This window comes from Hydrogenophaga sp. (assembly GCF_050250835.1).
Lineage (GTDB): Bacteria > Pseudomonadota > Gammaproteobacteria > Burkholderiales > Burkholderiaceae_C > Hydrogenophaga.
This window is the reverse complement of the sequence record NZ_JBFWNX010000013.1, coordinates 19,747-39,830: the sequence shown is the minus strand read 5'-3', so window position 1 is coordinate 39,830 and position 20,084 is coordinate 19,747. Positions and strand designations below refer to the sequence as shown.

Sequence of the window (20,084 nt, the reverse complement as noted above, 5' to 3'; positions counted from 1 at the left end):
AGGTCGTCATCAGGGCCTGACCTACACTCGCTGACATGTCTTTTTCCACGCCGGCCGACGAGGCCTTCATGCGTCTGGCCCTGGCTGAGGCCCGCAAGGCCCGTGAGGCGGGCGAGGTGCCAGTCGGTGCGGTGGTGGTGAAGGACGGGCAGGTGATCGCCAGCGGCCGCAACGCCCCCATCGGAGGCCACGATCCCACCGCGCACGCCGAAATCGTCGCCTTGCGCGCGGCGGCGCAGGCGCTGGGCAACTACCGGCTCGATGGCTGCACGCTCTACGTCACCCTGGAGCCCTGCGCCATGTGCAGCGGTGCCATGCTGCACGCGCGGCTGGCGCGCGTGGTATTCGGCGCCACCGATCCCAAGACCGGTGCCGCGGGCTCGGTGCTGGACCTTTTTTCCCAGCCGCGCCTGAACCACCAGACGCAGGTGGCGGGCGGGTTGCTGGCAGATGAATGCGCGGCGCTGCTGCGCGATTTTTTCAAGGAGCGCCGAGTGAATGCCCATCCCCTGCGTGAAGACGCCCTGCGCGCCACCGATGACCGTTTCGATTCGCTGCCCGGTTATCCCTGGGTACCGCACTACGTGAGCGATCTGCCTTCGCTGGGCGGCTTGCGCCTGCACTACCTGGACGAAGGCTCAGCCACCGCGCCGCTGACCTGGCTCTGCCTGCACGGCAACCCCGCCTGGAGCTACCTGTATCGCAAGATGATTCCGGTGTTCCTCGCCAGCGGTGGCCGCGTGGTGGCCCCCGACCTCATCGGTTTCGGGCGCAGCGACAAGCCAAAAAAAGAGGACGTTCACCGCTTCACCTGGCACCGGCAGGTGCTGCTTGATTTTGTCGAGCGGCTGGACCTGCGCAACGTGGTGCTGGTGGTGCAGGATTGGGGCGGCTTGCTGGGCCTGACGCTGCCCATGGAAGCGCCACGGCGCTACAGCGGCCTGCTGGTGATGAACACCACGCTGGCCACCGCCGAGGTGCCGCTCTCGCCCGGGTTCCTGGCCTGGCGAGCCATGTGCGCGCAGAACCCCGATTTCAACGTCGCGCGCCTGTTCGCCCGGGGCAATCCCCAGATGAGCGCAGCCGAGTGCGAAGCCTACGAGGCGCCGTTTCCCGACCGGGGCCACCGCGCCGCGCTGCGGGCCTTTCCCGCGTTGGTGCCTGAGCACACCGATGACGATGGCGCCGCCATCTCGCGCCACGCGCGCGATTTCTGGCAACAACAGTGGCAGGGACGGAGCCTCATGGCCATCGGCCAGCAGGACCCGGTGCTGGGCGAGCCGGTGATGCGCGCGCTGCAGGCGCAGATCCGGGGTTGCCCGGAGCCGCTGCTGCTGCCTCAGGCCGGCCACTTCGTGCAGGAGCATGGCGAGGCCATCGCGCAGGCGGCGGTGCGCCATTTCACGCAGGGATAATCCAGGTCCATATGAGCCACATCTACGTCTATTCCCCTTCCAGCGCGGTTCGAGACAAAGCCGCCTTTCGACGCGGCGTGGCCCGCCTCAGGACACTGGGCCACGAGGTTGAACTGGACGAGGCGGTTCTGAAAAGCCACATGCGCTTTGCAGGCGACGACGAGACCCGACTGGCCGCCATCGGCCGTGCGGCGGCAAGTGGTGCCGATGTGGCCCTGATTTCACGCGGTGGCTACGGACTCACCCGCATCCTCGCAGGGCTGCCGTTCAAGCAGATCACCCGTGCCATCGAACGCGGCACGCATTTCGTGGGCATGAGCGACTTCACCGCGCTGCAGATGAGCCTGCTGGCCAAGACCGGCGGCATCACCTGGGCGGGACCCGCGCTGGGCGAAGACTTCGGCGCAGAAGCGCCGGACGACATCATGGAAGCCTGTTTCGACGACCTGCTGGTCGGCCACGGCGAAGGGGCGGGCTGGACGCTGCCGGCGGCCGATGCGGCGAAGGACGCCTCCGAGCTGCGCGTGCGCGGCGCCACGCTGTGGGGCGGCAATCTGAACGTGGTCTGCGCGCTGGTCGGTACGCCGTACCTGCCGGCGGTGAAAGGCGGCATCCTTTTTCTCGAGGACACCAACGAGCACCCGTACCGCATCGAGCGGCAACTCACGCAACTCGTCCATGCGGGCATCGTCGGGCAGCAAAAGGCCGTGCTGCTCGGTTCCTTCAACCGCTTCAAGCTCGTGCCCGGCTACGACCGGGGGTTCAATCTGAAGCGGGTGGTGGAATGGCTGCGCACGCAGACCAGAACGCCGGTGTTCTCCGGGCTGCCGTTCGGGCACGTGCAGACCAAGGTGCTGCTGCCCGTGGGGCGCAAGGTGGACCTGATGGTCGAAGGCCGCGACGCCCTCATCTACTGGGGTTGAGGCCGGAAAACGGGCTGTTCGAGAAGCGCCGCAGCGTGGGCTTACCTGCGGATCCGGCAGGCGTCCATCAGGCTCTTGGGCACCAGACCCTGAAAGACGGGAGACAGGCTCTGCACCCGGTGCACAGCCAGCGCCTCCCCGTGCAACTGGCTCAACGCCGCCACCATTTCGGCGCGGGCGAACCACAGGGCGTGGGCGTCGTGCAGGTACTTGAGCTTGCGAGTGAGCTGTGGATTGGCCTTGGCGCCTTCTTCCCCGAGCACGGCCAGCATCGCTTCTCGCACAGGCTCAAGGGCCTCGGTCGAGTCCTTGCGCACTTCCGGGCTCAGAAGCGCCGAAATGCTGTTGCGGATACCGGGTTTGAACCAGCGCATGAAAGTGGCCTCAACGACTTTGTCCCAATTGGATACAGGATACGTTCCGTCTCCTGAATTGTGCAATGACATATTTTGCACCAAAGTCGAAAAACAACAGATAAATCAAACGTTTACAGGGGATTTTTCAGATTGAGGCTGAAGTGTGTAATACCTTTTTATGCGCCAGAGCCGGACCCATGGTGGTTTTGGATCGCAAAACAGGCGGATGTCAAGCCGCCTGCCGGGGTATGGAACGGGGTCGCGCACGCTCTCAGAATACGGGGGGTGGTGTGTTGTAATCCAGCGCATATTCCTCCGTCCCTATGGCCGAACTGACTATTGCTTTTGTCGACCTGACCGGCAGCGTCTCCGTGTTTGAAACACTGGGCAACGACCGGGCCACCAAGGCCGTGACCAAGCTGACGCAATGGATCGGCACGATCGGCGTGGAAAGTGGCGGCAAGGTCGTGAAAATGCTGGGCGATGGGGTGTTGTTGTCGTTCTCCAACAACCGAAATGCCGTGGAAAGCATGGTCCAGATCCAGCAGGAGCATGCCAAGCGCGTGGCCCAGTGGCCAAACCGGCTCAAGCTGATGATGCAGATTGGCATGGCGCGCGGGCAGGTGGTGGTGGTCGATGGCGACTGTTTCGGCGATGCCGTCAACGTGGCATCTCGATTGAGCGACCTGGCAGGGCCGGAGCAGATCATGGCCACCGACACCGTGATCCGGAAACTCGGCCCGCGCAACGGCGTGCGCAGTCGCAGCCTGGGACCGATGCGCATCAAGGGCAGGGTGGAGCCCTGCGAGGTGTTTCGCGTGGAGTGGCAGCCCGAGATGCTTTCCGAATTCCTCACCTTGCCGGCCGATCTTCACGCACTTCACAACTCCGCTGAATCCATGTTTGGCGGCATCGAGCTGGCCTGGCTGGACTCCACCCACGCGTTCAACATCACCGACCTGCCGCTGAAGATCGGGCGCGTGCCCGAGGCAGATTTTGTGGTGAGCGACCCTCGGGTTTCGCGGATGCACGCGAGCATCGACATCCGCTCCGGCAACTACGTGCTGGAAGACATCAGCAGCTACGGCACCTGGGTGCGTTTCGCCGGCGGCGACAACACCATTTCGCTGCGCCGCCAGGAATGCCTGTTGCACAGCGATGGTGAAATTGCCATGGGTGCGCCGTTCACCGACTTCAGCGCGCCCACCGTGAGCTTCAAGCTGGTGGATGGCACCATTTCCCTCGGTCACGGCATGGTCCGCAAATAGGTCGACCGACAAGGCAGCAAAACACCCCCGGACCCGCACGCCATGGCCGGGGCGACGCAGGAGACAACCCGTGCGCTGGTTTCGACGATTGGCCGCCCTGCTGGGCTTCGCGCTGGTGCTGCTCGTGGCGCTGGCGGCGTTCTATGTGCAGCGCAGCCTGCCGCAGACGTCGGGTTCGCTCTCGCTGCCCGGGCTGGTGGCACCGGTGAAGGTGCAGCGCGACGCCAGCGATGTGACCCACATTCTGGCCAGCCGACCGCAGGACGCCTGGATGGCGATGGGTTACGTGCATGCGCAGGAGCGTGGCTGGCAACTGGAGTTCAACCGCCGCGTCATGCGCGGCACGCTCTCCGAAGTGCTGGGGCCCGCCACGCTGGAGACCGATCGGCTCATGCGCACACTGGGCATCCGGGAGGCTGCGCGCGCCCAGTTCGAGGGGCTGCCGGCCGATGCGCAGTTGGCCTTGAAGGCCTACAGCGCGGGGATCAACGCGTTCTTTGCGCAGGGTGACCAGGCCCTCACGCCCGAGTTCCTTCTGCTGGGCATCGACCCTTCCGGGCAGGCTCGCGCCGGCAAATACTGGGACCCGCTGGACAGCGTGGGTTGGTCGATCATGATGGCACTGGATCTTGGCGCCAACTGGGGCAACGAGTTCGCGCGTCTGTCGGCGCTGCGCGTGCTGGACACCCAGGCGCTGTGGGAGCTGTTCCCGCCGTATCCGGGCGAACAGCCCGCAGCTTCGGCGGACCTTGCCACGGTGTACCGAGACCTGGGCGTGTACCGACAGGGAGCCGTGACCACCAGCGCCGCGCCGGTGGCTCCCTCGGGCCGGAACCTGCGCGAAGGCTTCCTGGCGCGCATCGGTGCGGATCTGGACCTGTGGACCCAGGGCCTGGGCGACGTGGAGGGCAAGGGATCGAACAATTGGGTGGTGGCTGGCTCGCGCAGCGCCACCGGCAAGCCTTTGCTGGCCAACGACCCCCACCTGGGCCTGAGCGCCCCGGCCATCTGGTACTTCGCGCGCCTGCAGGCGCCCGATGTCGAGGGCATGCCTGGCATGGACGTGATCGGCGCCACCTTGCCGGGTACGCCCTTTGTGGTGCTGGGCCGCACCGCCGAGGTGGCCTGGGGTTTCACCAACACAGGTCCTGACGTGCAGGACCTGTACCTGGAACAGATCAACCCCGCGAACCCTCGACAGTACCGGGTGCCGGGCAACGGCGGTGAGCCCGCCTGGGCCGACTTCACCCGGCGCACCGAGACCATCCGGGTCAAGGGCGAGTCGGATGTGATCCACACCGTGCGCTCAACCCGCCACGGCCCGGTGCTCAGCGATGCCCAGGCCCAGCACGCGAAGGTGCTGGACACCACCCGTTTCGTGCTGTCGCTGCGCTGGACCGCGCTGGACGCGGACAACCGCAACGTGGTGGCGACCCTGAAATCCAACCGCGCACGCTCGGTCCCCGAAATGGTGGAGGCGTTGCGCGAGTTCCATGCGCCGATGCAGAACGTGGTGATGGCCGACCGCAGCGGGCGCATTCAGTACAAGGCAGTGGGCAAGGTGCCGCTGCGCTCGCCCGGCAACGACATTCGCGGCGTGGCGCCCGCACCCGGCTGGGACGCGCGCTACGACTGGGCCGGCTGGCTGCCCTACGAGGACACGCCCCAGGACGACGGTGCACGCGGCTGGATCGCCACCGCGAACCAGCGCATCCATGGCCTGGACTACCCGCACTTCCTCACGCAGGACTGGGCCGCACCGTACCGGCAGGAACGCATCGAGGCTCTGCTGGAGAAAACACCGAACCACGGCATCGAGTCGTTCCAGGCCATCCACGCTGACCAGCTTTCAAAGGCCACGCTGCGCCTGCTGCCGTTCTTGCAGAAGACCACGTCCGACCACCCTCTGGCTGCCGCTGCGCTGGCTGCACTGCGTGATTTCGATGGCGTGATGGATGCCGAGCGCGCCGCGCCGCTGATCTACTCCGCCTGGGCGGACTCGTTCACGCGGCGTGTGATCGGCGCTCGTCTGGGCAAGGAACGCTTCGAGGCCATGTACGGCAAACGGCTGTTCCGCAACGCCATGGAAGGCATTCTGGAACGCGACGACGCCAACTGGTGCGGCACGGGCGGTTGCGCCGCCGCCAGCAGCGCAGCGCTGGCCGACGCGCTGGACCGATTGCAGAAAGTGCATGGCGCAGACGTGACGGCCTGGCGTTGGGGCGATGCGCACCCTGCGATCTCGATACACCGTCCGCTGAGCAACGTGAAACCCCTGGCACACTTTTTCGAGGTGCGCACGCCCACGGGCGGCGATCCCTTCACGGTGAACGTGGGCCAGTACCACCTGGACAAGCTCGACGCGCCGTACGCCAACCGCCACGCCGCCAGCCTGCGCGCCATCTACGACCTGGCCGATCTGGACAACTCGCGTTTCATCTACCAGACGGGTCAGAGCGGCAACGTGTTTTCAAGCCGCTACCGCGACATGAGCGAAACCTGGGTGGGGGTGCAGTACCGGGCGCTGACCATGAACCCGGCCCAGTGGGCATCGACGCTCGAACTCAGGCCCTGACAGTCACTTCAGGTTCCCCGAAAGAAACTGCGCCAGGCGCTCGCTTTTCGGGCGCGCCAGAACCTCGACGGGCACGCCCTGTTCTTCAATGCAACCCTTGTGCAGAAAGATCAGGTGCGAAGACACCTCGCGCGCGAAACCCATCTCGTGGGTGACCACGACCATGGTGCGGCCTTCCTCGGCCAGCAGTTTCATCACGCGCAGCACCTCGCCCACCAGTTCGGGGTCGAGCGCGCTGGTGGGCTCGTCGAACAGCATCACATCTGGCTCGACCGCCAGCGCGCGCGCGATGGCCACGCGCTGCTGCTGGCCGCCGCTCATGTGCGAGGGGTAGCGGTCTTCCACGCCCCGCAGCCCCACACGCTCCAGATAGCGGCGCGCGGTTTCCACCGCTCGGTCCTTCGGTATGCCCAGCACATGCACCGGTGCCTCGATGATGTTCTGCAACACCGTCATGTGAGCCCACAGGTTGAAGTGCTGGAACACCATGGCCAGCTTGGTGCGAAGGCGTTGCAACTGCGCGGCATTCACCGCGCGAAGTTCGCCGTGGCGGTCGGCCTTGAGCTGCAGTTCCTCGCCGCCGAGCACGATGCGCCCGCTGTTGGGGTTTTCCAGCAAATTGATGCAACGCAGCAGCGTGCTCTTGCCCGAGCCCGAACTGCCAATCAGGCTGATGACATCGCCCGCGCGCGCCTGCAACGACACCCCCCGGAGCACCTCGTTGCTGCCAAACCGCTTGTGGATGTCGTGGACTTCCAGGAGCGGCCGTGCGGGAGGTCGGGCAGAAGTGGTGTCAGTGGTCATGGGGATGGCCAGGGTTGAAAGGTTTTCAGGCACCGAGCAGGTTGCCCGATCGGAACGGCGTGGCGCCAGCGATCTTGCCGACCTCGCCACCGGCCACCACGTAGCGTTCGCGCACCGTGGCGTACAACACGCCGGCCACCTCGGCGCGCACCGCGTGCACGCGCGAATGTTCGGGTGCCGTGGGGTCGATCACTTCGGCCACCACGTCGCCCACCGCCAGCCGAGCCCCGGGAGCGGCCAGGAAAACCAGCACACCGGGCACGGTGGAATGCAGCGTCTGCGAGCCCGACAGCGGCGTGGGGGTGCAGGGCAGGGCAGGCAGCACGGGTGGGCTGGGGGTGGCAATCGCGCCACCGTGTTCGAGGAACGCGAGCAGGGCCTGGGCGTCCTGCCTGGCCAGTGCGTGCGACACATTGGCTTCGCCGCGCAACTCCACGGTGGTGCTCGCGCACGCCTGAGGGAGTGGTACTTGCAGGCCGGCGGCCTTGAGGCGGTCGGCCAGTTGCCACCACAGGCCGGAGAGGCGTTCGTCGAACGGCCCTCCGCCGGATTCGCGCGCCAGCAGCACGGCGCGGCAACCCAGCAGGCGGGCCAGGGGCTCCAGCGGTGGCCAGCAGGCTTCTTCGCTGTAGAGGTGCAGCACCGCCTCGCAGTCGCAATGCAGGTCCAGCACCAGATCGGCGTCGTGCGAGAGACGCAGCAGGTGCCGACGCAGGCCTTCGAGCTCGTTTGCCGGCTGCCAGGACTTCAGCCACTGGCCCACCAGCGAACGCACCGTGGCCACGTTGGCCTGCGCATCGGGTCCGAGTTGCTTCATGGCGTCGGCGAGCACCGCGTCGGCCAGGTCGGGGTAGTGGCGGTTGAAGTTCTGCGCCGTATCGAATTCGAAGCGGCCCATGGCCTTGTGGTCCAGTCGCTGCGCCAGGCCAATCGGATTGGCCACCGGCACGAGCACCACCTGACCCCTGATGCGCCCCTCGGCCTCGGCAGCCTGCAAGTGCTCGCGCAGGTGATGCGCCACCAGCATGCCGGGCAGTTCCTCGGCATGAAGGCTGGCCTGGATGTACACCTTGGGGCGTGCGTCAGGCGAGCCGAAGTGGAAGCTGACCAGTGTCTTCTGGCTGCCCAGGCTGGGGCTCGGCAGAGGGTGTTCGATGCGCTGCATGCCGGTGCTGTCTTGTCGTGCTTCAGTGCGCACGGGGTGCAAGGTGGGCCAGGAAGCGGCGCTCGGCCAGCTTGAACGCGCCCACCAGACTGAACGTGATGGTGAGGTAGATTGCCGCGGCGAACAAGTAGGCCTCGAACGGCAGATAGAAGTCTGAATAGATGCGGCTGGCCGCGGCGGTCACGTCCAGCATGGCGGGGACGGTGCTTGCCAGGCTGGTGGCGTGCAGCATCATCACCACCTCGTTGCTGTACGCCGGCAGCGTGCGCCTCAGCGCGCTGGGCAGCACGATGCGGCGCAGCGCCAGGCTGCGGCTCATGCCCATGGCCTGGGCGGCCTCGATTTCGCCGGGCGCTGTCTCGCGGATCGCGCCGGCAATCATCTCGGCGGTGTAGCCGGCGGTGTTCAGGCTGAATGCCAGCAGGGCGCAGAAAAACGGCTCCTTGAAATGCGTCCAGGGCCAGATGTCGTTCCAGCGCGCCTGGATCCAGTCGAGCTGGGCCAGGCCGTAGTAAATGAGATAGAGCTGGATCAAGAGCGGCGTGCCCCGGATCACATAGGTATAGGCCCCGACCAGCCAGCGCAAAGGCGCGATGGAGCTGGTGAGCGCGAGTGCAAACAGCAGTGCCAGCACCGCGCCCACGCCAAGCGACGACAGCAGAAGCCACAGCGTGGTGATGAGGCCCTCGCCATACATGGCGAGTGTGCCGGGGCGCAAGATCACTTCCCAGTTCATCCTGGGTGCTCCACCACGCCGAAGCGCGACCCACGACGCATGAAGCGGTCTAGCCGCGAGATGCCGCCGGGCCGGCTTTGCCGGACGGCTGGTATCGCCCCCTTGAGGGTGTAGCGCGAAGCGCTGCGGGGGTGTTTCATCCTAAGCCCGCGCCCGTTTCACGCCCATGCTGAAGCGGCGGTCCAGCCAGCGCAATGCCCACAGCGAGATCGTGGTGTAGACGAGGAACAGCGCGGCTGCAAAAAGAAAGTACGTGAATGGCTCACGGGTGGCCGCACTGGCCTGCTTGGCGAGATATGTCATCTCGTGCAGCCCGATCAGGCTCACCAGCGCCGTGGCCTTGATCAGCACCAGCCAGTTGTTGGTGAAGCCGGGCAGGGCGTAGCGCACCATCTGCGGTGCAGTGATGCGCAGGAACGTGCGCAACGGACTCATGCCGAAGGCCCAGCCTGCCTCCATCTGGCCTTTGGGAATTGAAAGGATGGCGCCCCGGAAGGTCTCCGTCATGTAGGCACCGTAGATAAAGCCGATCGTGAGCATGCCCGCCAGGAACGGGTTGATGTCCACCGATGCACGGCTGCCCATGGCCTCGAGCAGCTTGTTCAGGCCAATGGTGCCGCCGTAGAAGATCAGCAGCATCAGCACCAGTTCGGGGATGCCCCGCACCAGCGTGGTGTAGGCCGTGGCCAGCCCCACGAGGATGGGGCGGCCCGAGAGCTTGGCGCTCGCGCCCAGCAGACCCAGCAGAATGGCCACGACCAGGGCGGCCAGCGAGACACCCACCGTCAGGAGGGCGCCTTGCAGGATCGAGGCGTGGTAGCCGGTCAAGGCGCCGGGGTGTTAGTTGCCGTAGACGTCGAAGTCGAAGTACTTCTTGCTCACCGTCTCGTAGACGCCATTGGCGCGGATGGTCTTGATGGCGGCGTTCAACTGGTCCTTGAGCTCGGTCTCGCCCTTGCGAAGCGCCACGCCGACACCGGTACCGTAGTACTTGGGGTCGTTCAGGACGGGGCCCACGAAACCATAGCCAGCACCTTCAGGCTTGCTCAGGAAACCACCGTTGACTTCAACCTGGTCTGCCACCGTGCCGTCCAGGCGACCGGACTTGATGTCCAGGTAGACCTGATCCTGGGCTTCGTAGGGAACGATGCTCGCGCCGGCGGGCTTGAGCTCACCCATGGCGTATTTCTCCTGTGTGCTGCCTTTGAGCACGCCGATTTTCTTGCCCTTGAGCGAGGCCAGGTCGGTGAATGCCGTGCCGGTCTTGACCACGATGCGGCTGGGTGTGAAATAGTACTTGTCGGTGAAATCCACCACCTGCTGGCGCTCTTCGGTGATCGACATCGAGCTGATGATGACGTCGTATTTCTTGGCTTGCAGGCCGGGAATCATGCTGTCCCAGACCTGTTCGACGTACACACACTTGCGCTTGATTTCATTGCACAGCGCCTCGGCGATGTCGACATCGAAACCCGTGGGCTTGCCGTCGGCGGTCTTGAAAGTGAAAGGTTCGTAGGTCGGGTCGATGGCGACCTTGAGTTCAGGCATCTCGGCAGGTGCCGGAGCCGGTGCTGCGGCCGGAGCGGCTGCGGGAGCCGCTGCCGGTGCCGGTGTTTCGGTCTTGCCGCAGCCCACCAGGGCGGCCGCACCAATGAGGCTGAGGGACAGGAGGACGTGTTTCATGGAGGTCTTTCGCAGGCCGCCGCTATGGGCGACCAGAGGGTTGATTGCAGGCGATGGATTGTAGGTGCAGGGTAACGAAGCGCAGTGCAGAGGTCAGCAGTGTTTGCCCTGAACACGTTGCCTTGGAGACAGGCGATGGGGCAGCAAGTTCCAGGCCCGGTGCCTCGCTTCTTTAACTTTACATAATATACATCGTGGAACCTCAATGAGGCCATCCATGGCCAAACGCCGCGACTACCATCGGCTTCATTTCCACACCACCACAAGGCATCACCATGCCTTCTGAGGCATCTCCACGGATCGCGCTCGTCACGGGCGCAGGCAGCGGCATCGGCCGCGCGGTTGCGTTCGGCTTGTTGCTGGATGGTTTTCAGGTCGTGCTCACGGGCCGGCGGCCTGATCCGTTGGCGGCGGTGGCCGACGTGGCCAAGGCCTATGGCCAGCAGGCGTTGGCCATTCCGTCGGACGTGCGCGACCCGCAAAGTGTGCAGGCCTTGTTCGACGAAATCGAGCGGCGCTTTGGCCGGCTCGATCTGCTGTTCAACAACGCAGGAGTCAACGCCCCGGCAGTGTCCATGGACGAGCTGCCGGTGGAGCGCTGGAAAGACGTGATCGACACCAACGTGACCGGTGTCTTTCTCTGCGCAAGGGCTGCCTTCAGCCTGATGCGCCGACAGACGCCGCAAGGCGGCCGGATCATCAACAACGGCTCCATTTCCGCGCATGCGCCCCGCCCCTTCAGCAGCCCGTACACCGCCAGCAAACACGCGGTGCTGGGCCTGACCAAGGCCATTGCGCTGGATGGACGCGACTTCAACATCGTGTGCAGCCAGATTGACATCGGCAATGCGCTGACCGAGCTGTCCGCACGCATGACCCAGGGCGTGCGCCAGGCCAACGGCACCATGGCCACCGAACCCATGATGGACGTGGAGCACGTGGCGCAGGCGGTGCGTTACATGGCCGGGCTCCCGCTGTCGACCAATGTGCTGAACATGACCGTGATGGCCAGCCAGATGCCCTTCGTGGGCAGAGGATGAAAAAAGGGGCCTGGGCCCCTTTTTTGCATCAGTCTTCGACGAAGGCCTCTTCTCGCTTCTTCTTGATCGACGGCAGCAGCACGATGATCAGCAGCACCACCGCCGCAGCAAGCAGAGAGGCGGAAATCGGGCGGGTGACGAACACCGACCAGTCACCGCGCGAAATCAGCATGGCGCGGCGCAGGTACTCTTCCATCATCGGTCCGAGGATGAGGCCGAGCAGCAGCGGCGCCGGCTCGCAGCCGAGCTTGATGAAGATGTAGCCGATGAGGCCGAACAGCGCGACCATCCAGATGTCGAAGCTGTTGTTGTTGGTCGAATAGACACCGATGGCGCAGAACAGCACGATGGCCGGGAACAGCCAGCGGTAAGGCACCGTGAGCAGCTTGACCCACAGGCCGATCAGCGGCAGGTTCAGGATCACCAGCATCGCGTTGCCGATCCACATCGAGGCGATCAGGCCCCAGAACAGTTCCGGATTCGAGGTCATCACCTGCGGGCCGGGCTGGATGTTGTGGATGGTCATGGCACCCACCATCAGCGCCATCACGGCGTTGGGCGGAATGCCCAGGGTGAGCAGCGGAATGAAGGACGCCTGCGAGCCGGCATTGTTGGCCGCCTCGGGCGACGCCACGCCGCGGATGTTGCCCTGGCCGAACGGCACTTCGCCGGGCTTGAGCTTGGTTTTCTTCTCGATCGTGTAGGCGGCGAAGGAAGACAGGAGGGCGCCGCCGCCGGGCAGGATGCCCAGCATGGAGCCAAGGGCCGTGCCCCGCAGCACTGCAGGAACCATGTGCTTGAAATCTTGCGCCGTGGGCATGAGGCCCTTGACCTTGCCCACGAACACTTCGCGCTTCTCTTCGTCCTGCGACAGGTTGCTGATGATCTCGCCGTAGCCGAAGATGCCCATGGCGATCACCACGAAGCTGATGCCGTCGGTGAGTTCGGGAATGTCGAAGCTGAAACGCGCCACGCCGGAGTTCACGTCGGTGCCGACCAGGCCGATCAGCAGGCCGAGAACGATCATGGACAACGCCTTGAGCAGCGAGCCCGAAGCCAGCACCACTGCGCCGATGAGGCCCAGCACCATGAGTGCGAAATACTCGGCCGGGCCGAAGCTCAGGGCCACCTCGGTCAGCGGGGGAGCAAAAGCAGCCAGCACCAGCGTGCCCACGCAGCCCGCAAAGAAGGAGCCCAGCGCGGCGGCCGAGAGGGCGGGCCCTGCCCTGCCCTTGCGCGCCATCTGGTAGCCGTCGATCACGGTCACCACGGAAGACGACTCGCCGGGCAGGTTGACCAGAATGGCGGTGGTGGAACCACCATATTGCGCACCGTAGTAGATGCCGGCGAGCATGATCAGCGCGGCCACGGGCGGCAGGCCATAGGTGGCCGGCAGCAGCATGGCAATGGTGGCCAGCGGGCCGATGCCAGGCAGCACACCGATCAGCGTACCCAGCAGGCAGCCGATGAAGGCGTAGATCAGGTTCTGGAAAGTGAAGGCGACGCCGAAGCCCAGCGCCAGGTGATCGTAGAGTTCCATCATGATGTGTGCAGCCTAGGGGATCAGGAGTTCAGGAACGCAGGCCACACGGGGAACTGCAGGTTGAGCAGGTAGACGAAACCGCCATAGCTGCCAATGGCCAGGATGGTGGCCAGAATCACCGATTCCTTGAGGCTGTGTTTGGGGCGCGCCATGCCGGCAATGATCACCAGTGCGTAGATCGCAACAATCAGGCCCATGGCCGGAAAACCGATCGAGGGCAGCCCGACCAGCAGCGCACCAAAGGCCAGGTTGGCACCGAGGATGTAGCCCAGGGGCCGCCACGCGAAAGCGCCAATGGGGTCGCCGTCGGGTGATTTGCTCCTGAACGAGAGCACCGTGACCAGGATGCCGAGCGCAGCGAGCAAGATGCCGAGCAGCAGCGGGAAATAGCCGGGCCCCATGCGGGAAGCTGTACCGACCGTGAAGTTGGTGGCGCCGACGGCAAATGAAATGCCGACGATGGTGAACATGAGTCCTGAAAAGAAGTCTTTCTGACTGGCGAGCTTCACAGCGTCTCCTCAATTTGTGGGTATCCGGGCGATTTTGATGCGCAGGTTTGGATGAACCAATGTGGATTACACCTACTCGGGGCCTCAAATCCGGTCTTTCGTGCCGATTTGAGCAATGTTTGAATGATTGAAAGGTATTACCACCGACCGCGAGGCTGCTTCGCCCGCACGAACGCGGCGATGATTTCAGCCGATTCGGCCCGGTTGGCGCCCTGCGCGAAGTCGATCGCGCTCAAACCTTTCTGGTTTTTCAGCAGAGGATCCGCCCCCTCTTCCAGCAGCAGCTTGACCACGCCTGGGTTGCCGTAGTGGGCGGCCATCATCAGGGGCGTGGTGCGGTTGGGCGATTCGGCGTCGATGTAGGCATGGTTCTCCAGCAGCAGCCGCACGATGGCGGGGCTTTCGGCGCCGGCGTGGGTGGCGGCATAGTGCAGCGGGGTCCAGCCTGTCTTGTTGACCTCGGCTTTGCGGTCGATAAGGCGACGAGCCATGGCCAGGTGACCCTTGAGCGCGGCCATCATCAGGGGTGTTTCGCCCTTTTCCGAAATGGCGTTCACGTCCACTTTGGCTTGTCCCACCAGATAGTCAGCCACATTGGCGGCGTCGTCTCGCAGCGCCAGGTACAAGGGGTGCTCGCCTGCGGCGTTGCGCGTGTTCAGATCGAAACCACGTCGCGCCAGCGCCTGGATGGCGGCAACGTCATCGCGTTTGATGGCGGCGAAGAAGTCGTCGAACGAACTGGCCCAGGATGACGTGGTCAGCAGTGAGCCGATCAGGAAAAAACATTTAATGACAATGCGTTTTTTCATATATCTCATGTATTGCTTGAGGTTTTCAGGGCATTCAAGATGCCAGAACCCGACCGAAAAGCCGCTCGAAGTTCCGGCTGGTGGCCTGCGCCACCGCGTCCAACTCGATGCCCTTGATCTCTGCGATCTGGCGAGCCACCCAAGGCACGAGGGCCGGTGAATTGGTCTTGCCCCGGTGCGGCACGGGCGCCAGGTAAGGGCTGTCGGTTTCGATCAGCGTGCGGTCCAGCGGCACGAACTGCGCCACCTCGCGCAGGTCCGCCGCGTTGCGGAAGGTCAGGATGCCCGAGAAGGAAATGTAGAAGCCCAGATCCAGCGCGGCGCGCGCCACCGCCATGGTTTCAGTGAAGCAATGGAACACCCCACGGGAGACCGCTCCATCAGACGTTGTCTGGGAGGACGAGGCGCTCAGCCCGCCCTCTTCCCGCAGGATCGCCAGCGTGTCGTCTGATGCGCTGCGGGTGTGGATCACCAGCGGCAGATCGGTCAGGCGCCCTGCACGGATGTGCGTGCGGTAGCGCTCGCGCTGCCAGGCCATGTCGGCCACGCTGCGCCCGCCCAGACGGTAGTAGTCCAGGCCGGTCTCGCCAATGCCCACCACGCGGGGCCGCGCCGCCCGGGTCAGCAGGTCGTCCAGCGAAGGCTCCTGCAAGCCCTCGGTATCGGGATGCACGCCCACCGTCGCCCACAGGTGAGGATGGTCGTGGGCCAGACGGTAGACGTCCTCGAATTCTTCCAGGGTGGTGCAGATGCAAAGGGCCCGCTCGACCTGGGCCTGTGCCATCGCTTCAAGGATGACGGGCAACTGCTCGCGCAGCTCGGGGAAGCTCAGATGGCAATGGGAATCGGTGAACATGCGGAATCGAATGGGCAGCAAAAAGCCGATGGGACACGCATTGTGCGCCGCATCGGCTCCACGGGAACCGCCGTCAAGGCGGGTCAGAGGGTCTGGGTGGCCTTGTCCGAGCCGATATTCGCGCCCAGGATCTCCTCGATCTTGAGCTTGAGCTGGCGCGATTTTTCATCGGCCGGAAAACGGATGCCCACGCCCTGGGTGCGTGCGCCCTGCGCCTTGGCAGGCGTGACCCAGGCGACCTTGCCGGCCACCGGGTAGCGCTGCGGATCGTCGGGCAGGCTCAGCAGCACGTACACGTCATCGCCCAGGCGGTACTCGCGCGCCGAAGGAATGAAGATGCCCCCGTCGGCGAACAGCGGAATGTAAGCGGCATACAGCGCCGCCTTCTCCTTGATAGAGAGCTGGATCACGCTCGGCCGCGCCGCGGCGGCCGATGGAGAGGGGTTGGTGCTCATGGGGGGTCAGTTTAGCGGCAATCGCCCCGTGCGCTGTGGCTTCGAGGCCCGAACCATGCGTCCAAAAGCGGGGTGTTTCCGTGACAAATGCGCGCAATGAGCAAAAGGACGCCGCGCGGTCGGCTTGTCGGGATGGCTCATTCAGGCCCCGCGCTGCTCCGTGCTGGCCAGCACCTGGCGCGTTCGGGCGGCCCAGGCTTCCTGCATGAGGCCGGCGCTGTAGGGGTGCTCCACCGAACGGGCCGCCGCCATGAGTTCGCGCGACCACTGCGCCAGCGCGCCCCAGCGCGGCGTGGCGGGCAGGTGTTCTGGCGGGAAGAACCGAGCGGGCGCGCCGGCGGCCTTGGCCATGAGGTCATGGCACAGCTTCTGCAACACGGCGAGTTGCTGGGCCGGCGGCCAGTCGGACAGCAGTGCCCAGTCGCCGCGGGCCAGCGAGCTCGGCAATTGCGCCCATGCAGGACCTTGCAGCCCTGAGGCCGCCCAGGCCAAGGCGTCGTCGGGCCGGCCACCGGCGGCCTGCAGCCACACGCGGGCCTGCTCCCGCGTGGCGCCTGCGGCGGCTTGCTGCGCCATCAGCCAGTCCAGTGCCTGGGCCTCGTCGGGCCACACCATGGCGTGCGTCTGGCAGCGGCTTCGGATGGTGGGCAGCAACTGGTGGGCGGCGTCGGTGGCGAGCACGAAGCGCACTTCGCCCACCGGCTCCTCCAGCGTCTTGAGCAGGGTGTTGGCCGACTCGATGTTCATGCGCTCGGCCGGGTAGACCAGGATCACCTTGGTGCTGCCGCGCGAGCGAGTGAACTGGGTGAACGCCACCGCCTCGCGCGCGGCCTCCACACGAATCAGTTTGCTGGGCTTGCGCTTCTTGTCGTCTATTTCCTTCTGTGCGCCCTCGTCCAGTGGCCAGCCCAGCTCCTGGCTCAGCGTCTCGGGCATCAGGGCGCACAGGTCGGCATGGGTGCGCACGTCGATGGCGTGGCAACTGCCGCATTCGCCGCAGGCGCCCATTGGGCCGGGCCGTTCGCACAGCCAGGTGCGTGCCAGTGCCAGCGCGAGGTCGTACTGACCAAGACCCGAAGGACCTGCCAGCAGCAGCGCATGGCCGCGCTGGGCCAGCAGGATGTTCAGCTGGTTCTGCAGCCACGGCGCCAGCATCGCACTCATGCACGAACCTCGGTCACCTGCAGCCAGCCGCGCTGTTCGAAGGCGGCGCGCACTGCGCGCCACACGGCTTCTTTCGACTGGTCCGACGGCACCCGCACGAAGCGCGCGGGGTCCTGCTTCAGCCGGCTTCCGTAGCCTTCGGCCACACGCCGGAAGAACGCCTCCGGCTGGGCTTCGAAGCGGTCGGGCACGCGGGCGCCGGCCAGGCGCCGGGCTGCCACGTCGGGCGGCAGGTCAAACCAGACGGTCAGGTCGGGCTGCCGCAATTGCCCGGTATCGGCTCGGACTTGCACCCATTGCTCGAGCTGCTGCAGCACGTTCAGGTCGAAGCCGCGTCCGCCTCCCTGGTAGGCAAAGGTGGCGTCGGTGAAGCGGTCGCACAGCACCACGTCCCCACGCGCCAGCGCCGGTTCGATGACCTGCTGCAGGTGATCGCGCCGAGCGGCGAACATCAGCAGGGCTTCGCACAGCGGGTCCATGGCGTCGTTGAGCACCATTTCGCGCAGTTTTTCGGCCAATGGCGTGCCGCCGGGTTCTCGGGTGAGCGTCAGGTGTCTGCCGGCAGCCCGGAAGGCCTCGGCCAGGGCGGCGATGTGGGTGGACTTGCCTGCGCCGTCGATGCCTTCGAAGGTGATGAAGAGTCCAGCCGGTTGCATGTACGGAAGATCGAGGGAGGTTCAGCGGCGCAGGATGTAGCGCCGCACCGCCGCATTGTGCTCTTCCAGCGTGGCGCTGAACTGGCTGGAGCCGTCGCCGCGCGCCACGAAATAGATGGAGTTGGTGGGCAGCGGCTGCACCGCCGCCATGATCGAAGCCATGCCCGGCATGGCAATGGGCGTGGGCGGCAGGCCGGTTCGGGTGTAGGTGTTGTAGGGCGTGTCGTCGTTGAGGTCGTTGCGCCGCAGGTTGCCGTCGAAGGCTTCGCCCAGCCCGTAGATCACCGCTGGGTCGGTCTGCAGGCGCATGCCGATGCGAAGGCGGTTGGAGAACACACCGCCAATGCGGCGGCGGTCGCTCTCCAGGCCGGTTTCCTTCTCGATGATGCTGGCCAGGATCAGCGCTTCGTCGGGCGAGCGAAGGGGTGACGCCGGATCGCGCTGGGCCCAGGCCTGTGCCACGCGCTCCTCCATGGCCTTGGCGGCCTGGCGCAGCACACTGGAGGCTGGTGCGTGCTTGAGCACGCGGTAAGTGTCGGGGAAGAAGCGGCCCTCCGGGTGGCGGCCCGGGTAGCCGATCAGCGCCATGATGTCGGCCGGGCTGAGACCTTCGAGGTCCTGCTTGAGGTCGGTGGCGCTGCGCACGGCCTGCAGCACCTGACGAACGTTCCAGCCTTCCACCAGCGTGATGCTGCGCAGCGCCTGTTCGCCGCGCACCAGTTTGGAAAGCAGGCTGCGCGGCGTGGTGCCGGGTGCGAACTCGTAGCTGCCGGCCTTGATGTCGCGCGACTCTCCCGAAAGCCTGAACCAGGCGTACAACAGGTCGGCGGGTGCGTCCACGCCGGCGTCGGCCAGCGTCTGCGCCACGGTACGGGCTGAGGCGCCCGGTGCGACGGTGACGTCCAGTGGCTGCTGGGCGGAAGTGCCCGCCGGCAGGCGCAGCGGCTGCTGCAGCCACCACATGCCGGCGGCGGCAGCCAGCACCGCCAGCATCAGCGGATAGATCACCAGCAGTTTGAAGAGACGCATCACGGGCTTGGTGTCGACAGGGGAAAGGAGTGGGTTGGCGGCGGGGAACCCGGCCGGCCATGATAATCGAGCCCCTCGCTTTCGCAGGGCCCCAGCGCCGCCCATTGGCCGGGTCCCGGCTGCCTTTCATCGAGAACAGGCCCTCCCCCATGATTCACTCCCCAGAACCCGCTCACCCTGCCCAGGCCGCCACGCTGGAGGGCACGACCCGGCTGGCCCACCTCGGTGTGATCCGCGTCGAAGGCGCGGACGCTGCGGCCTTCCTGCACGGTCAGCTCACGCAGGACTTCGCCCTGCTGGGTCTGTCCGAAGCGCGCCTGGCCGCCTTCTGTTCCGCCAAGGGCCGCATGCTGGCCAGTTTCGTGGGGTTCAAACGCGCCCCGGATGACATCCTGCTGGTGTGCAGCCGCGACCTCCTCGCTCCCACGCTCAAGCGCCTGTCCATGTTCGTGCTGCGGGCCAAGGCCCGGCTGAGCGACGCCAGCGAGAGCTTCCAGGTTTTCGGGCTGGTGGGTGGTGCCGTGCCGCCTCAGCTGCCGCCGGCGCCCTGGAGCCAGTGGCGCGACGGTGAAGCCAGCGCGGTGCGGCTGCCGTCGGCTGAAGGCGTCGCACGCGCGCTGTGGTTGGTGCCGGTCGGTGAAGCCGCGCCCAGCGGCCCCGCGTTGGCCGAGCCGCTGTGGCGCTGGTTGGCGGTGCGCAGTGGCGTGGCTACGCTGAACCAGTCGGTGGTGGAGGCCTTTGTGCCCCAGATGCTGAATTACGAATCGGTCGGGGGGGTGAACTTCAAGAAGGGCTGCTATCCCGGCCAGGAGGTGGTGGCCCGCAGTCAGTTCCGGGGCACGCTCAAACGCCGGGCCTATGTGGTGCATGCCGAAGGTACCCTGGCGCCCGGGCAGGATGTGTTCCAGGAAAACGATGCCGAGCAGCCCTGCGGCACTGTGGTCGAGGTGGCGCCCCACCCCGATGGCGGCTTCGATGCCATCGTGTCCCTGCAGACCAGCGCCGCTGCGCAAGGCAGCCTCCATGCGGGAAATGCGGGCGGCGCCGTGCTGAGCTTGCTGCCCCTGCCCTATCCGCTGCTCGACGACATCTGATCCC

The 20,084-nt window shown here is 65.7% G+C and carries 20 protein-coding genes; 6 read left to right on the top strand and 14 right to left on the bottom strand.

Features of this window, described 5'->3' with window-relative positions; translation table 11 throughout:
- Positions 1-35 precede the first annotated feature (35 nt).
- Both tadA and AB7F11_RS15840 read left to right on the top strand, forming a co-directional pair.
- On the top strand, positions 36-1,415 hold the full coding sequence (gene tadA / locus AB7F11_RS15845; protein ID WP_428290632.1) for a tRNA adenosine(34) deaminase TadA: 1,380 nt from the start codon (positions 36-38) through the stop codon (positions 1,413-1,415).
- Between the two features lie 11 nt (positions 1,416-1,426).
- Positions 1,427-2,338: an LD-carboxypeptidase gene (locus AB7F11_RS15840; RefSeq protein ID WP_428300133.1), complete on the top strand. Its 912-nt coding sequence runs from the start codon at positions 1,427-1,429 to the stop codon at positions 2,336-2,338.
- 41 nt (positions 2,339-2,379) lie between these two features.
- On the opposite strand, the gene AB7F11_RS15835 is transcribed toward AB7F11_RS15840, so the two are convergent.
- Complete coding sequence (locus AB7F11_RS15835; RefSeq protein WP_428290630.1) at positions 2,380-2,712, bottom strand: hypothetical protein; 333 nt, start codon at positions 2,710-2,712, stop codon at positions 2,380-2,382.
- Between the two features lie 305 nt (positions 2,713-3,017).
- Between AB7F11_RS15835 and AB7F11_RS15830 the strand changes: the two genes are divergently transcribed.
- Together AB7F11_RS15830 and AB7F11_RS15825 are read left to right on the top strand one after the other, a co-directional pair.
- Positions 3,018-3,962, top strand: a complete 945-nt coding sequence (locus tag AB7F11_RS15830) for an FHA domain-containing protein (RefSeq protein WP_428290629.1) — start codon at positions 3,018-3,020, stop codon at positions 3,960-3,962.
- A gap of 70 nt (positions 3,963-4,032) precedes the next feature.
- Entirely contained in the window at positions 4,033-6,537 is a 2,505-nt protein-coding gene (locus AB7F11_RS15825; RefSeq protein WP_428300132.1) for a penicillin acylase family protein, read from the top strand.
- 3 nt (positions 6,538-6,540) lie between these two features.
- Here AB7F11_RS15825 and AB7F11_RS15820 read toward each other — a convergent pair whose 3' ends face one another.
- From AB7F11_RS15820 to AB7F11_RS15800, 5 genes are all read right to left on the bottom strand, one after another.
- Positions 6,541-7,341: an ABC transporter ATP-binding protein gene (locus AB7F11_RS15820; protein ID WP_428290627.1), complete on the bottom strand. Its 801-nt coding sequence runs from the start codon at positions 7,339-7,341 to the stop codon at positions 6,541-6,543.
- 25 nt (positions 7,342-7,366) lie between these two features.
- A complete protein-coding gene (locus AB7F11_RS15815) occupies positions 7,367-8,539 on the bottom strand; it encodes a succinylglutamate desuccinylase/aspartoacylase family protein (protein WP_428300131.1) in 1,173 nt (390 codons plus the stop codon).
- A complete protein-coding gene (locus AB7F11_RS15810) occupies positions 8,529-9,242 on the bottom strand; it encodes an ABC transporter permease (protein ID WP_428290625.1) in 714 nt (237 codons plus the stop codon). The genes AB7F11_RS15815 and AB7F11_RS15810 overlap by 11 nt, the downstream gene beginning before the upstream one ends.
- Positions 9,243-9,383: 141 nt before the next feature.
- Positions 9,384-10,070, bottom strand: a complete 687-nt coding sequence (locus AB7F11_RS15805) for an ABC transporter permease (RefSeq protein ID WP_428290624.1) — start codon at positions 10,068-10,070, stop codon at positions 9,384-9,386.
- A 12-nt stretch (positions 10,071-10,082) separates the two neighbouring features.
- A complete protein-coding gene (locus tag AB7F11_RS15800; protein WP_428290623.1) occupies positions 10,083-10,925 on the bottom strand; it encodes an ABC transporter substrate-binding protein in 843 nt (280 codons plus the stop codon).
- 275 nt (positions 10,926-11,200) lie between these two features.
- On the opposite strand from AB7F11_RS15800, the gene AB7F11_RS15795 reads away from it, so the two are divergent.
- Positions 11,201-11,965: an SDR family oxidoreductase gene (locus tag AB7F11_RS15795; RefSeq protein ID WP_428300130.1), complete on the top strand. Its 765-nt coding sequence runs from the start codon at positions 11,201-11,203 to the stop codon at positions 11,963-11,965.
- Between the two features lie 28 nt (positions 11,966-11,993).
- Here AB7F11_RS15795 and AB7F11_RS15790 read toward each other — a convergent pair whose 3' ends face one another.
- From AB7F11_RS15790 to mltG, 8 genes are all read right to left on the bottom strand, one after another.
- Entirely contained in the window at positions 11,994-13,505 is a 1,512-nt protein-coding gene (locus tag AB7F11_RS15790) for a tripartite tricarboxylate transporter permease (RefSeq protein ID WP_428290647.1), read from the bottom strand.
- A gap of 23 nt (positions 13,506-13,528) precedes the next feature.
- The gene (locus AB7F11_RS15785) at positions 13,529-14,017 is read right to left on the bottom strand and encodes a tripartite tricarboxylate transporter TctB family protein (RefSeq protein ID WP_428290621.1); all 489 of its coding nucleotides are present in this window, start codon (positions 14,015-14,017) and stop codon (positions 13,529-13,531) included.
- A gap of 137 nt (positions 14,018-14,154) precedes the next feature.
- Positions 14,155-14,826, bottom strand: a complete 672-nt coding sequence (locus tag AB7F11_RS15780) for an ankyrin repeat domain-containing protein (protein WP_428300788.1) — start codon at positions 14,824-14,826, stop codon at positions 14,155-14,157.
- 34 nt (positions 14,827-14,860) lie between these two features.
- On the bottom strand, positions 14,861-15,682 hold the full coding sequence (locus AB7F11_RS15775; RefSeq protein ID WP_428290619.1) for a TatD family hydrolase: 822 nt from the start codon (positions 15,680-15,682) through the stop codon (positions 14,861-14,863).
- 83 nt (positions 15,683-15,765) lie between these two features.
- Positions 15,766-16,137: a PilZ domain-containing protein gene (locus tag AB7F11_RS15770; protein WP_428290618.1), complete on the bottom strand. Its 372-nt coding sequence runs from the start codon at positions 16,135-16,137 to the stop codon at positions 15,766-15,768.
- A 141-nt stretch (positions 16,138-16,278) separates the two neighbouring features.
- Positions 16,279-17,301, bottom strand: a complete 1,023-nt coding sequence (locus AB7F11_RS15765) for a DNA polymerase III subunit delta' (RefSeq protein WP_428290617.1) — start codon at positions 17,299-17,301, stop codon at positions 16,279-16,281.
- A complete protein-coding gene (gene tmk, locus AB7F11_RS15760) occupies positions 17,298-17,957 on the bottom strand; it encodes a dTMP kinase (protein WP_428300128.1) in 660 nt (219 codons plus the stop codon). Before tmk ends, AB7F11_RS15765 begins: the two co-directional genes overlap by 4 nt.
- Positions 17,958-17,978: 21 nt before the next feature.
- Positions 17,979-18,986, bottom strand: a complete 1,008-nt coding sequence (gene mltG, locus AB7F11_RS15755) for an endolytic transglycosylase MltG (protein ID WP_428290615.1) — start codon at positions 18,984-18,986, stop codon at positions 17,979-17,981.
- Between the two features lie 149 nt (positions 18,987-19,135).
- Between mltG and AB7F11_RS15750 the strand changes: the two genes are divergently transcribed.
- Positions 19,136-20,080, top strand: coding sequence for a YgfZ/GcvT domain-containing protein (locus tag AB7F11_RS15750; protein ID WP_428290614.1), 945 nt, complete (start codon positions 19,136-19,138; stop codon positions 20,078-20,080).
- Positions 20,081-20,084 lie beyond the last annotated feature (4 nt).